The organism is Nannocystis bainbridge, assembly GCF_028368995.1.
Classification (GTDB): Bacteria; Myxococcota_A; Polyangia; order Nannocystales; family Nannocystaceae; genus Nannocystis; species Nannocystis bainbridge.
In genome coordinates, this window is sequence record NZ_JAQNDL010000001.1 from 1,003,876 (window position 1) to 1,016,830 (window position 12,955).

Annotated in this window: 11 protein-coding genes and 1 tRNA gene; 6 read left to right on the forward strand and 6 right to left on the reverse strand. The window is 72.0% G+C overall.

Annotation, left to right across the window (positions count from 1 at the left end; translation table 11 throughout):
• Positions 1 to 16 precede the first annotated feature (16 nt).
• The gene (locus tag POL25_RS04005) at positions 17 to 625 is read right to left on the reverse strand and encodes a hypothetical protein (protein WP_272084493.1); all 609 of its coding nucleotides are present in this window, start codon (positions 623 to 625) and stop codon (positions 17 to 19) included.
• A 119-nt stretch (positions 626 to 744) separates the two neighbouring features.
• Positions 745 to 817 (reverse strand) — tRNA-Lys (locus POL25_RS04010).
• Between the two features lie 198 nt (positions 818 to 1,015).
• Between POL25_RS04010 and POL25_RS04015 the strand changes: the two genes are divergently transcribed.
• The 5 genes from POL25_RS04015 (at position 1,016) to POL25_RS04035 (ending at position 7,294) form a co-directional block, all read left to right on the forward strand.
• Positions 1,016 to 1,825: a hypothetical protein gene (locus tag POL25_RS04015; RefSeq protein WP_272084494.1), complete on the forward strand. Its 810-nt coding sequence runs from the start codon at positions 1,016 to 1,018 to the stop codon at positions 1,823 to 1,825.
• Positions 1,826 to 1,918: 93 nt separating this feature from the next.
• On the forward strand, positions 1,919 to 2,134 hold the full coding sequence (locus POL25_RS04020) for a hypothetical protein (protein WP_272084496.1): 216 nt from the start codon (positions 1,919 to 1,921) through the stop codon (positions 2,132 to 2,134).
• A gap of 85 nt (positions 2,135 to 2,219) precedes the next feature.
• The gene (locus tag POL25_RS04025; protein WP_272084497.1) at positions 2,220 to 3,683 is read left to right on the forward strand and encodes a sodium:solute symporter family protein; all 1,464 of its coding nucleotides are present in this window, start codon (positions 2,220 to 2,222) and stop codon (positions 3,681 to 3,683) included.
• 174 nt (positions 3,684 to 3,857) lie between these two features.
• Positions 3,858 to 5,129, forward strand: coding sequence for an FG-GAP repeat domain-containing protein (locus POL25_RS04030; RefSeq protein WP_272084498.1), 1,272 nt, complete (start codon positions 3,858 to 3,860; stop codon positions 5,127 to 5,129).
• Between the two features lie 164 nt (positions 5,130 to 5,293).
• The gene (locus POL25_RS04035) at positions 5,294 to 7,294 is read left to right on the forward strand and encodes a vWA domain-containing protein (protein ID WP_272084499.1); all 2,001 of its coding nucleotides are present in this window, start codon (positions 5,294 to 5,296) and stop codon (positions 7,292 to 7,294) included.
• Positions 7,295 to 7,357: 63 nt separating this feature from the next.
• Here POL25_RS04035 and POL25_RS04040 read toward each other — a convergent pair whose 3' ends face one another.
• Both POL25_RS04040 and POL25_RS04045 read right to left on the reverse strand, forming a co-directional pair.
• Positions 7,358 to 8,383 (reverse strand): adenosine deaminase, encoded by a 1,026-nt coding sequence (locus POL25_RS04040; protein WP_272084500.1) that lies wholly within the window; start codon positions 8,381 to 8,383, stop codon positions 7,358 to 7,360.
• 302 nt (positions 8,384 to 8,685) lie between these two features.
• The gene (locus POL25_RS04045) at positions 8,686 to 10,131 is read right to left on the reverse strand and encodes a pyridoxal phosphate-dependent decarboxylase family protein (protein ID WP_272084501.1); all 1,446 of its coding nucleotides are present in this window, start codon (positions 10,129 to 10,131) and stop codon (positions 8,686 to 8,688) included.
• Between the two features lie 201 nt (positions 10,132 to 10,332).
• On the opposite strand from POL25_RS04045, the gene POL25_RS04050 reads away from it, so the two are divergent.
• Positions 10,333 to 11,001 carry an SAM-dependent methyltransferase gene (locus tag POL25_RS04050; protein WP_272084502.1) on the forward strand — a complete coding sequence of 223 codons (669 nt, stop codon included), beginning with the start codon at positions 10,333 to 10,335 and terminating at the stop codon, positions 10,999 to 11,001.
• Between the two features lie 89 nt (positions 11,002 to 11,090).
• On the opposite strand, the gene POL25_RS04055 is transcribed toward POL25_RS04050, so the two are convergent.
• A complete protein-coding gene (locus POL25_RS04055; RefSeq protein WP_272084503.1) occupies positions 11,091 to 11,894 on the reverse strand; it encodes a crotonase/enoyl-CoA hydratase family protein in 804 nt (267 codons plus the stop codon).
• The gene (locus POL25_RS04060) at positions 11,891 to 12,634 is read right to left on the reverse strand and encodes a DUF8737 domain-containing protein (RefSeq protein ID WP_272084504.1); all 744 of its coding nucleotides are present in this window, start codon (positions 12,632 to 12,634) and stop codon (positions 11,891 to 11,893) included. The genes POL25_RS04055 and POL25_RS04060 overlap by 4 nt, the downstream gene beginning before the upstream one ends.
• Positions 12,635 to 12,955: the final 321 nt, after the last annotated feature.

Genomic DNA, 12,955 nt, shown 5'->3' on the forward strand with positions numbered 1-12,955 from the left:
GCGCGCCCCGGCCGGCTCACGCGCCGATGCGCGCCATCCGGTCGTACGCCTTCTGGCCGTCGTAGTGTGAGACCAGCCGGCGCAGCGCGTCCTCGAACAGCGTCTGCAGGGCCGGCTGCGTCGAGTTGGTGGCCGCGATCGGCACCGTGCTCTCGGCCGTGCCCTGGTAGATGAACGCGTCGGCCGGGGCCCCGTAGGCGCGGATGCGGAAGCTCCATTGCATGCGCACGTACACCCCCGAGGGCGTGCCCGGGCCGCGCGTGCCCACGAAGCTCGACAGCGAGTTCACCAGCACCTCGCCGGTGAGGAAGATCCCGCTCGGCGCCGGCAGCGACGGCGGCCCCACGGTCACCGTCGAGAACAGCTGCGTCATCGTGCGCTGCAGGTCGCGCTCGACGAACGTGTGAAGCCCGTCGACCTCGATCGGCTTCACCCCCGGCCCCAGCGCCGTCATCGTGTCGGGCAGCTTGGCCGGGTCGAGGATGATGAACAGCGGGTGCTCGATCCGCCGCAGCTCGCCGGGCTGGGGGATCTTCGTCTCCATCTCGGCGACGTGCACCGGCTGCATCGAACAGCCGGCCAGGGCCAGGGCCAGAGCCAACAGGGTCGGTCGGAGCGGACGCATGACCGGAGAGGCTAACAGATCCTGCCCGCGCGGTCGCATTCGCCGCCGGCCCTCCGGCGCGGCGCGACCAAAACAAGAAGGCCAGGGGTCTTTTGGACCTCTGGCCTTCTATTTTCCTGTGAGCCCGGTAGGAATCGAACCTACAACCCAGGGATTAAGAGTCCCTTGCTCTACCAATTGAGCTACGAGCCCGAACGGGCCCCCCTTCTACACGATCCCCATGGGGACGCAAGAGGTATTTTCGCCGCGAGCGAGGCCTGTTCCCCCCTACGGCGCGCGGAATAGCGACGAACCGGCCCCTGTTCATGCTTCTGGAGCCTTTCTCCGAGGAACCGACCGAAAAACCGTGCGCTGACGCATGGACCGCGGCCGCCCATCTGACCCTTCGCCATGCGCCAACCCCGACCTTTCTTCGCCCTCCTATCCCTCATTTTGGCCTGCGGCCCCGACAATTCCGGCGGCTCCGACACCGAGCCCCTCCCTGAAACCGGGGGCGACGCCACCGGCACCGCCCCCGCCGAATGTCCGGCGGACCTCGAGCCTTTCGCCAGCCCCGACGCGTACGCCGAGACACTCGCGCAGGCCACCTGCGCCAAGCTCGCGGCCTGCGACTGCACCGAAGTGCCGGACACCTGCGTCGCCGACCACACCGAGGTCAACCGCGGCCGCAACGCCGTCTACCTCGCGGCCGGCAGCGTGTTCGACCCGCTATGCGCCCGCAAGCTGGTCCTGCGCCACGAGTGGACCGCCTGCGGCCTCGACTCGGCCGACCCGTGCGGCTTCTGCGAAGACTTCGTCGGCACCCGCGCCGAGGGCGACGCATGCCAGCTCATCGCCGGCACCGTCGACCCGTGCGGCCCCCGCCTGTTCTGCAACGGCGGCACCTGCACGGGCCCCGTGCCCTGGCTCGGCGAGGACGCCCCCTGCCGCGACGGCGACGTGGCGCTCGGCGCCTGCGAGGCCGACCTGCTCTGCGACTTCGACCAGGACATCTGCGTGCCCGTGCCGAAGCTCGGCGAACCCTGCCGCGACCTGATCTGCGGCCCAGGCGCGTGGTGCAGCACCAGCGACAGCCCCACCGGCGTGTGCCTGGCGACCCGCCCCGGCGGCGGCCCCTGCAGCCACCCGATCCAGTGCGAGAGCCGCGTCTGCGAGCAGAGCGTCTGCAGCGACGAGCCCCTGTACTGCCTGTACCGCTGAACGAGGCCGCTCCGCGCCCGCTCCCGAGCGCGGAGCGTCCCCGCCTCCGCGTCGGCCCACGACCCTGGCCGGCGCATCGCGTACCATCGCCGCATGTCGCCCGTGGCGCATCAGCGGCTGTTCGCCGTCCTCACGGCCGCGCTGATCGTCCTCCACATCGACCCCTGGAACGCCGGCCCCGGCCCGCTCCTGTTCGGCTGGTTGCCGTGGGACCTCGCCTACCACCTGGCGTGGATGGCCGCAGGCACCCTCCTGGTGCTCTACATGACCTCGCGCGCGATCTGGCCCGACGACCCGGACGACCCATGACCGCGCACATGTCCCCAAGGACATATAACATGTCCGAAAGACCATCCCCGTTCGCTCCCGGGACGCCGCGCCCGCAGGACCGTCCATGAGCTCGCTCGCCGCGATCGGCCTGGTCGTCGCCGTCTACCTCGCGATCACCCTCGTGATCGGCGTCGTCGCCTATCGCCGCACCGCCGGCACCCCCGAGGACTATTTCCTCGGCGGTCGGGCTGCTCGCACCTTCGTCCTCTTCATGGCCCTGTTCGGCACCAACGTCACCCCGTTCGTGCTGCTCGGCATCCCCGGCCTCGCCTATCACCAGGGCGTCGCCGTGTTCGGCCTCAACGCCGCGATCGTCGGCCTCGGCATCCCGCTCACCTTCTACTTGATCGGTGAACCTGCCCGGCGCGCCGCCCGTCGCCTCGGCGCCATCACCCCGGCCGAGCTCTACGCCGAGCGGCTCGCCTCGCCCGCGGTCGGCCTGGCCCTGTTCGCCGCCTTCTTCCTCTACACCCTCCCGTACATGGTCACCGCGGTGATCGGCGCCGGCCTCACCGCCGAGGTCCTGACCGACGGCCACCTGTCCTTTGGAGCAGCCGCCGCCCTCATCCTCGCCATCACGATCGCCTACACCGCGCTCGGCGGCATGCGGGCCACCATGTGGACCAACGTGTTTCAGGGCGCGACCTTCCTCGGCTTCATCGTCGCCGCCTTCTTCCTGATCGCCGACCGCCTCGGGGGCTTCGCCGCCGCCACCACCGCCGTACAGGCACGCGCCCCGCACCTGCTCGAGAAGACCACCGCCGGCGCCTTCGCCCCCGGTCCGTGGGCCTCGTGGGCGCTGGCCATCTCGCTGACCGTGATCGCCTTCCCGCACATGCTCGTGCGGGTGTTCGCCGCCCGCGACGCGACCGCGCTCAAGAACGTGTGCCGCCTCTACCCCGTCGTGCTGGTGGTTCTGTGGCTGCCCGCGGTCCTGTTCGGCGTGTGGGGTGCCGCCGAGATCGGCGGCCTCCAGGGCAAGGCCAGCGACGCCATCTTCCCGCTGCTGGTCGCGCGTCACCTCGGACCTGTCCTTCAGGGCATGGCGCTCGCCGGCGTGCTCGCGGCCGTGATGTCGACCCTCGACGCCCAGCTGCTCACCCTCTCCTCGATGCTCACCCGCGACGTCCTGCGCCGCCTCCTGCCCGGCCTCGCCCCCGCGCGCGAGGTCGTGGCCGCGCGGCTGTTCACGCTCGCGCTCTCGGCGGCCGTGTTCGTCCTCGTGCTCGCGCGCCCGGCCTCGCTGTTCGACATCGCCGCCTTCAGCTTCTCCGGCTACGTCACCCTCACCCCCACCCTGCTGCTCGGCGTCCGCTGGCGCCGCTTCACCGCCGCCGGCGCCATCGCCTCGATCGCCGCCGGCAACCTCGCCCTCGCCCTCGCCTTCGCCGGCATCCTGCCCGCGCCCTTCGGCGTCCTCCCGGTCGCCTGGGGTCTGGTCGCGGCCATCGCCGGCGCCCTCGTCGGCTCCGCGCTGTCCCGGCCTCCGCCCGCGCACGTGATCACCCGCGCCCTCGGCCCCGCGTGAGGCCCTCGAGGACCGCGCTTGCCCTTCCGCCTCGTCCTCGCGGCCTGTCGCGCACACGATCGCCCGCGCTCTCGACCGCCGCTCGGGCCCCTCGCGCCGCACCACGCTCCTGTCAACCGCCGGTCCCAGGGACGTCAGACGGCCAGCCGCGCCCGCCCGGCGTATGCTGCCCTGGTGAAGCCGCGCGTCCTCGTCGCCCTCCTCGTCGGCTGCACCCCGACCGCGCCCGCCGGCAGCGACGGCGCGCCTGACAGCGCCGGCACCACGAGCACTTCGGGACATGTCCCCGGGACCAGCTCCGGATCGCCGACCTCGACGACGACCACCACCAGCACCGCCGAGCCGACCACCAGCACCACCGGCACCACCGGTCCCGTCGCCATGTGCGGCGACGGCCTGCGTCAACCCGGCGAGTTCTGCTTCGCCCCTGGCGTCCGCCTGTCGACCGGCCCGCGCCCCGTCGCCGTGGCGATCGCCGACCTCGATCACGACGGCGACCTCGACCTCCTGCTCGCCGACTTCGAGGCCGGCGAGCTGACCCTTCAGACAGGTGACGGCAGCGGCCAGTTCGTCGCTGGCCCGTCCCTCCCGACCTTCCTCCGCCCGCGCGACGCCCTCGCCGGCGACTTCGACGGTGACGGCCGCCTCGACCTCGCATTCGCCGACCCGGGCCTCGGCCTCGTCGGCGTCTACCGCCACGTCGGCCCCGGCCTCGCCTACGCCCCGCCGCAGCCGGTCAAGGCCGGCATACAGCCGCGGGCCCTCGCCGCCGCCGACCTCGACGACGACGGCTTGCTCGACCTCGCCGTCGCCGACGAGGCCGGCGACGCCGTGCTCGTCCTGCTCGGCGCCGGCGGCGGCGAGTTCGCGGACGCCGTCGTCTACCCTGTCGGCGACGAGCCCTACGACGTCGTCATCGCCGATGTCGATCACAACGGCCGCCTCGACCTCGTCAGCGCCGACCAGAACCAGGCCCGCGTCACCATCCTCCTGGCCGATGGGACAGGTGCCTTCGTCGACGCCGGGCAGCAGTTCGTCAACCCCGAGCCGCGCCGCCTCGTCGCCGCCGACCTCAACCTCGACGGCCTGCTCGACCTCGCGACCGCCAGCTTCACCGCCGATCACCTGTCGATCCTGCCCGGCCAGGGCGACGGCGAGTTCGGCGAGTACATCCCGATCGCCCTCGGCGAGGGCCTCTACGCGGTGATCGGCGCCGACCTCGACGGCGACGGCCCGCCCGAGCTCGTCGCAGTCGACCACACCCGGGGCGAGCTCGTCGTCATCGCCGGCCTCGGCCTGCAGGACATCATCACGATCGCGCGCTTCGAGATCGGCGCCGGGCCGATGGACCTCGCCGCTGCCGACCTCGACGGTGACGGTGCGCTCGACATCGTCACCGCGGACGCCTTCGGCGCCGGCGCGACCGTGCTCCTCGCCGATCCGTGATCGGCCGGCCGCGGGCCGACAACCGACCTCGAAGCAGGTTCCCGGGCGCTCCGCAGGTCGTCGCCGACACCTGCTTCCCCGCACTTCCACGCGAAGTTTTTTTGCCGCGAGGAACCGGGGGCCATCGCCCCTGTCTCGGCCCCCGTCGATTTCGGAGAGCCGTCATGCTTCGCACCTCGCCCGTCCGTCCCGTCGCCCCGTCCTACTTCGTCCTCCCCCAGCGCGCCCGCCTCGCGCGCTTGCTGCCCGCCGCGGTGGCCCTCCTGGGCGCGCTCCTCCCCGCCTGCGCCCCCGAGCCGACCATCGACGAGATCGTCAGCGACGGCGGCTACGCCAACAACCGCTTCCTCCGCGCGATCGCCAAGCCCGACGCGATCGAAGAGGAAGCCCCGCCCCAGGACCTCGAGAACAGCGGCGACGAGGCCGCCGGCACCGGCCAGCGGCACAAGGGCGAGGAGGGCAAGATGGGCAGGCCCACCTCGAAGAACAAGTCGGGCCTCTACGCGATGAAGGGCCCGAAGGACGCGATCCCGCAGATGGACGCCTGGGGCGGCCTGACGGGCACCGAGATCGGTGAAGCGTACGGCGTCGGCGGCCTCGGCCTGGTCGGCACCGGCCGCGGCGGCGGCGGCACCGGCGAGGGCACGATCGGCAGCGCCTACGCCGTCGGCAAAGACGACGACGCCGTGTGGGGCGGCCTCGTCGCCCACGACACCGCCGGCGCTCCGGGCGGCGATCGCTACGCGAAGGTGCAAGAGGCCGCGTGGACGCTGACCCACGCCGCGCCGCTTTCGACCTTCTCGATCGACGTCGACACCGCCAGCTACAGCAACGTCCGCCGGTTCCTGAGCGACAACTACTTGCCGCCGCCCGACGCGGTCCGTGTCGAGGAGATGATCAACTACTTCGACTACGCCTACCCCGCGCCCGACGGCGATCATCCGCTCGGCGTCGGCGCCGAGGTCGCTCCGTGTCCGTGGAAGAAGGGCCACCAGCTGGTGCGCGTGCACCTGCAGGCCAAGAAGATCGAGACCACCCAGGTGCCCGCGCGCAACCTCGTGTTCCTGGTCGACACCTCGGGCTCGATGAGCGACGACGACAAGCTCGGCCTGGTCCGCAAGGGCCTGTCGCTGCTCACCGAGCAGCTGCGTCCCGAAGATCGCATCTCGCTCGTCACCTACGCCGGCGACACCCGCGTGGTCCTGCCGACCACTTCCGGCAGCGACAAGGCGACGATCTTGCGCGCCATCGATCGCCTCGGCGCCAACGGCGGGACCAACGGCGGCGCCGGCATCGCCCTCGCCTACGCCGAGGCTCACAAGCACTTCGTGAAGGGCGGCATCAACCGGATCCTGCTCGCCACCGACGGCGACTTCAACCTCGGCCTCACCGATCACGACGACCTGATCAAGCTGATCGAGAAGGAGCGGCAGACCGGCGTGTTCCTGACCGTGCTGGGGGTCGGCCGCGGCAACTACAACGACCGGACGATGGAGCAGATCGCCGACCACGGCAACGGCAACTACGCCTACCTCGACTCCGAGAAGGAGGCGCGCAAGGTCCTGGTCGCCGAGGCGAGCGGCACGCTCGTCACCGTCGCCAAGGACGTCAAGCTGCAGGTCGAGTGGAACCCCAACCGCGTGGCCGGCTACCGCCTGATCGGCTACGAGAACCGCACCCTGACCGCCGAGCAGTTCAACGACGACAAGAAGGACGCCGGCGAGCTCGGCGCGGGCGACAGCGTCACCGCGCTGTACGAGGTCGTGCCCGCCGGCCGTCCGGTGCCCGGGGTCGCGGTCGACAACCTCAAGTACCAGCGCCCCGCCGGCCCCGCCGACGCCGAGCTGCTGACGATCAAGGTCCGCTACAAGCAGCCCGAGGGCGACAAGAGCACCAAGTTCGAGTCCCCCGTCCAGGACGCCCGCACCGAGTGGGCCGAGGCCTCGCCGCAGCTGCGCCTCGCCGCCGCCGTCGCCGCCTTCGGCCTCAAGCTGCGCGGCTCGCCGAGCCTCGACAACTTCGACCTCGCCGCCGCCCGCGCCTGGGCCCACTCGGCCGAGCTGCCCGACCCCGAGGGTCACCGCCGCGAGTTCGTCGCGCTGGTCGACAAGGCCCGCCAGCTGATGGACCGCGAGACCGTGCACAGCCGCAGCGCCCTGCCCTGAAGGACATGCCGCCAGAGACATGAGCCTCGGGACAGGCCCTTCGGGGCATGTCCCGAGGTTCAGCTACTTGTGCGCCGCCACGAAGGCGTCGATCGCCGCCAGGTGGCGCCGCTTGTCGTCCTCGCCGAGGAAGCTGGCCGTGAAGCTGTTCTTGGCCAGCGCGACCACGTCGTCCTGGGACAGCCCGAGCTCGCGCGCGCAGGCGGTGTAGTTGTCGCCGATGTAGCCGCCGAAGTAGGCCGGGTCGTCGGAGTTGATGGTCACCAGCAGGCCGCGGCCCATCAGCTGCTTGAGGTTGTGCTGGGCCAGGTGCGGGAACACCCGCAGCTTGACGTTCGACAGCGGGCACACGGTCAGCGGCACCTGCTCGCGCGCCAGCCGCTCGACCAGCGCGTCGTCCTCGAGGCAGCGCACGCCGTGGTCGATGCGCTGGGCCCCGAGCACGTCGAGCGCCTCGCGGATGTAGGCCGGCGGGCCCTCCTCGCCGGCGTGCGCGACCACCGGGAACTGGGCCTCGCGCGCCTCGTCGAACACCGCCTTGAACTTGCTCGGCGGGTTGCCCGACTCCGACGAGTCGAGGCCGACGCCGCCAAGCCACGGGCGGAACGGGACCGCGGCGTGGAGCGCCTCGAGGGCTGACTCTTCGGACAGGTGGCGCAAGAAGCAGAGGATCAGCTTCGACGTGATGCCGAGCCGCTTCTCGGCGTCGACCTGGGCCCCGTGGATGCCGGTTATCACCGTCTCGAACGGCACGTCGCGGCGGGTGTGCGTCTGCGGGTCGAAGAACAGCTCGACGTGGCGCACGTTGTCGCGCGCCGCTCGCTCGAAGTAGGCCCACGTCAGGTCGTAGAAGTCCTGGACGTGCTGGAGCACGTCCGCACCCTGGTAATAGATGTCGAGGAAGCTCTGCAGGTTGTGGAAGTCGTACGCCTTGCGCAGCTCCTCCACCCCCATCCAGGGCAGGGCGATGCCGTTCCGGCGCGCCAGCGAGAACATCAATTCCGGCTCCAGAGTGCCCTCGATGTGGACATGAAGCTCGGCCTTGGGGATGCCGCGGATGAATGTCTCGAGTCGGTCGGCCTGGGTCATCGGGTGCTCGCACCTTTTCAGCCCCTTCTCGGGGCGTCGCGGAGTGAAGTGCCCCGCAGGGCACGCGCAGTCAAACTCTGTGCCTGGATGTCAGCGCAGGTGCCGGTGGCGACGCAAGCCCTCGCGCGTCGCTCCGCCCCGCGGGTTGATTTCGAGCCTCGCTAATGCTCGCGCGCGGAGGCCCGTTTGCCGCGTCGAACCCCGTTCCTCGATGGCGCGCTCAAAACCCGCGAAGCGCCGGCGGAGGCTCCGTCGGGGATCGCGCAAGCCTGCGGCGCCTGCGCAGCGCGCCGGGCTGGCCCTCATCCCCCGACCTCCGCAAGTCCCGCCCGGATGTCCGCGAGCGCGAGGTCGATGCGGTCCCGGTGGGTGCGAAACGAGAGCACGCAGATCCGCAGCACGAAGCCGCCGCGCACCATCGTGCCCGTCAAGTACACGCGGCCGCGACGGTTGATCGCCGCCAACCACCGGCGGTTGTGCGCGTCGAGCTCGGGCCCCTCGCCGGCGCCCGCGGGCACGTGGCGAAACGCGAGCAGCGACAGCTGCGGCGGCGCGACCATCTCGACGCCCGGCAGCTCGCGCAGAGCCGCGGCGCACACCTCGGCGAGGTCGAGCTTCTCGTCGAGCGCCCGCGCGAACACCCGCGCCCCGAGCAGCTTGAGCGGTAGCCACACCCGCAGCCCGCGAAAGTCCCGCGACAGCTCGGGCGACAACTCGCAGTAGTCGACGAATTCGGGGTCTTCCTGCATCGGCGGCAAGTACTCGGCGGGCGAGCCGTGGGCCCGCCGCAGCGCCGCGGGGTCGCGGGCGAGCAGACAACCTGTCCCATAGGGCAGGAACATTCCCTTGTGCGGATCGAGCGTGACCGAGTCGGCGCGCTCGATGCCGGCCAGCGCCGCCCGCCCGCGCCCGGTGAGGCAGAAGAACCCGCCGTACGCGGCGTCGACGTGCAACCACAGGCGCTCACGCGCGGCCAGCTCCGCCAGCGCGTCGAGGTCGTCGACCGCCCCGGTGTTGGTGGTGCCGGCGTGACCGACGATCAGGCACGGCCGCAAGCCTCGGGCCCGATCGGCGGCGATCGCCGCGGCCATCGCCGCCACGTCGACGCGAAACTGTCCGTCGACGCCGATCTCCCGCACCTGATCGCGACGAAACCCGGCCAGCCGCGCGGCCCGCTGGACCGAGTGATGCGCCTGCTCCGAGGTGTAGATCACACCGTCGTCGAAGCGCTCGCCGAGCCGCTCGCTGCGGGCCGTCACCACCGCGGAGAAGGTCGCCAGCGATCCACCCGTGGTCAGAAACCCGCCGCTGCCCGCCGGCAAGCCGACGATCTCCGCCAGCCAGCGGACCGCGTTGGTCTCGAGCTGCACCAGCCCCGGCGCCGCCTGCCACACCCCGACGTAGCGGTTGGTCGCGTCGGCGATCAAGTCGGCCACGGCCGCCAGGAACAGCCCGCCGCCGGGGACATAGGCCAGGTAGCCCGGGCCCGCGGTGTTGAAGCTGCACGGGACTGCCCGATCGAACAGGACCCCGAGGACATGTTCAAAAGGGCTGCCGCTCTCCGGCAGCCCCTCGCGCAGCTCGCGGGCCAGCGCCGCCCCGCCCTCGACGTCGCAGGCGAGCATGCCGGGCAACGCCTCGATGTGCGCCCCGATCCGCGCCATCGCGGCGGCCACCAGCGCCTGCATCGCCGCCGCGTCGGGTTCGAGCTCGGGCGTCGGAGAGTCGGGCGGGGGCGTCGCGCGCACGCCACGGACGTACGCCAAGCGCCGCCAAAACACCAGCGCCGCCGGCGACGCCACGAGCCGAGCCCGCCGCCTGCCTGTCCCTTCGGCCATGCTCACCGGCCGCCGTCGCCGCCCGGGCCGCGGGCCCCGTCGTCGTGACGCGCCGCGTCGCCCGTGAGATCGCGTAGCCCGGCCGCCGCCGTCTTCCTCTATCCTTCGCCCGTGTCCGAACCTCCTCCGCGGCGCGAAGTCGTGCACGGCGACGCTGTCGCCTGGCTCGCCGAACGACCTGACCAAAAAGACAGCTCGGTGCTCGCCACCATCCCGGACGTGAGCGAGATCGGCGTCAGCATGGAGCGCTGGCGCGAGTTCTTCCTCGGCGCCGCGCGGGCGGCCCTGCTGGCCACCCCCGCCGACGGGCTCACCGTGTTCATGCAGACCGACATCAAGCACGAGGGCCGGTGGGTCTCGAAGGCCGGCATGGTCCTGCGGGTCGCCGACGAGCTCGAGGTCCCGCTGTTGTTCCACAAGATCGTCTGCCGCCGCCCGCCCGGCAGCCTCATGCACGGCCGGCCCGGCTACTCGCACATCCTCGCGTTCTCTCGCCTGGCCCGCGACGACAGGGCCTACCCGACGCCCGACGTCCTGCCCGACCTCGGGGTGATGCCGTGGAGTCACAGCATCGGCACGCGCGCCGCCGAGACCGCCGTCACCGCGGTGCGCCGGCTGGCCCCCGCCTCCACCCGCATCGTCGTCCCGTTCTGCGGCATCGGCACGATCCTCGCCGTCGCCAACGCTCACGGCTTCACCGTCGTCGGCATCGAGCGCAACCGCAAGCGCGCCGAGGCGGCCCGCACCTTCGAGCTCGATCCGACCCCCGCGGCGACGTGAACGCGCTCTCGGGGACATGTCCCCGTGGACATGTCCCTGTGGACATGCCCCGGTGGGCATGTCCGAAGAAACATCTCCTCGAACCGCCGCTACTCGGGGTCGCGGAACACCGCGGCGCGCCGGCCGAGCACCGCCTGCACGGCCTCCAGCTGGTTCGCGCTGCCGAGCAGCGGCAGCTGCAGCTCGGTCTCACGGCGGAACGCGGCGGCCGTGTCGAGCTCGGGGGCCTCGTTGCACAGCGCCTTGGCGGCGCGCACGGCCTCCGGCGACTGCCCCGCGATCGTGCGCGCCAGCTCGCGGGCAGCGGCCAGCGGGTCGACCTCGACGCGGGTGACGAGCCCGAGCCGGCCGGCCTCCTCGCCGGAAACGCTGCGGGCGGTGTAGATCAGCTCGCGCGCGATGTCGGGGCGGACCAGCCGCAGCAGCGTCTTCGACGCGCTCATGTCGGGGATGAGGCCGTAGCGCAGCTCCATCACCGCCAGTTGGGCGTCGGGCGCGGCGATCCGGAGGTCGCAGGCGAGCGCGAGCTGCAGGCCGCCGCCGACCGCGGCGCCGTGGATCGCGGCGATCACCGGCACGGGCACCTCGGACCAGATCCAGCACGCGAGCTGGGCCAGGTTGGCGGGCGAGCCGGCGTCGCGCGCGAGCAGTTTTTGCCCGATCTCCGGCGCCGCCAAAAAGGCCCCCCAGTCGAGCCCGGCGCAGAACGCCTTGCCCTCGCCGTGCAGCACCACCGCGCGCACGCGCCGATCGGCGGCGACCTGTCGTCCCGCGGCGATCAGCGCCTCGAACATCGCCAGGTCGAGGCCGTTGCGCTTGTCGGCGCGATTGAGGCGGACTTCGGCGACTCCGGCGTCGACGGACACGATCACGCGCGGCGGGCTCTCGCTCATGCGCGCGAGTGTAGCCGATCGCGCGCGAGCCAGCGGAACACGATCACGTGGCCGGCGAGCGCCGCCCCGACGCAGAACGGCGCGATCCACCCGTACGGAAAGTGGAACACCAGCAGCACCGCCGGCTCGTCGGTGAACACGCGGAACGGCACCGGCGACGACAGCACCGCGATCGCGCCGACGTTGACGAGCAACGCGGTGCCGAGCAGGTTGAAGGCCCACACCAGCGGGCGCGAGGGCCCGCGCCGCCACAGCCACAGCCCCGCGAGCACCGCGGCCACGCCGGTGACGATGTCGAGGTTGCAGGCCTCGTAGGTCATCTGGATCGGCACGGTGCCCTGGCGGTACCAGCTGTGCAGCACCAGCTCGAGCGGCAGGCGAAACGCCTGAAACCCGACCAGCGCGGCGATCGGCAGCCCGTCCGCGAGGCGGGCCCCGGGCCGCGTCAGCGCGAACCCGAGAGCGACCCCCAGCGAGCCGGCGAAGAAGAACAGCGCCCGCGGCGGCAGAGTGTCGGCCGCGAGCACCCCCGACGCCGACACCAGCCCCGTGATCACCAGCCATGCGATCGCCCCGAGCGCAGTGCCGAGGGTCCACCGCCGCACCCGCGCCGGCGACTCGCCCAGCCGCTGCCCGGCCCGCGCGGTGGCGACGACCAGCGCGCCGACGACGGCGGCGACGATGACGACGAAGGCCGCGGTGCTGACCGCGCTGGGGATGTGCATCGACGGGACCGGCACGGCGTCGCCGAGCGTAGCAAGGAATCCTCTGAAATCGGGGCGATCGGGCATGTCCATGATGTCTCGTCACGCATGTCCCGCTCGCCATACGCCCTCGATCCGCCCAGGCCGCGACATGTCCATTCGGACATGTCCTGATCGCCATGCGCCCCGCGAGCCATGCACCGCCTCGGCTCGCTCTCGCAGCTGTTCCCGCCCACCGGCGAGCGGCCCGCGCCGCCTGCGCGAACCCGCCCCCGCGCCCTCTTGAACGCCCTTCCCGTCCCTCTCGGCTCCGCGCGCTCGCCCCTGCGTCCGGGCCGGTCTATCGTCTCCTGGGAG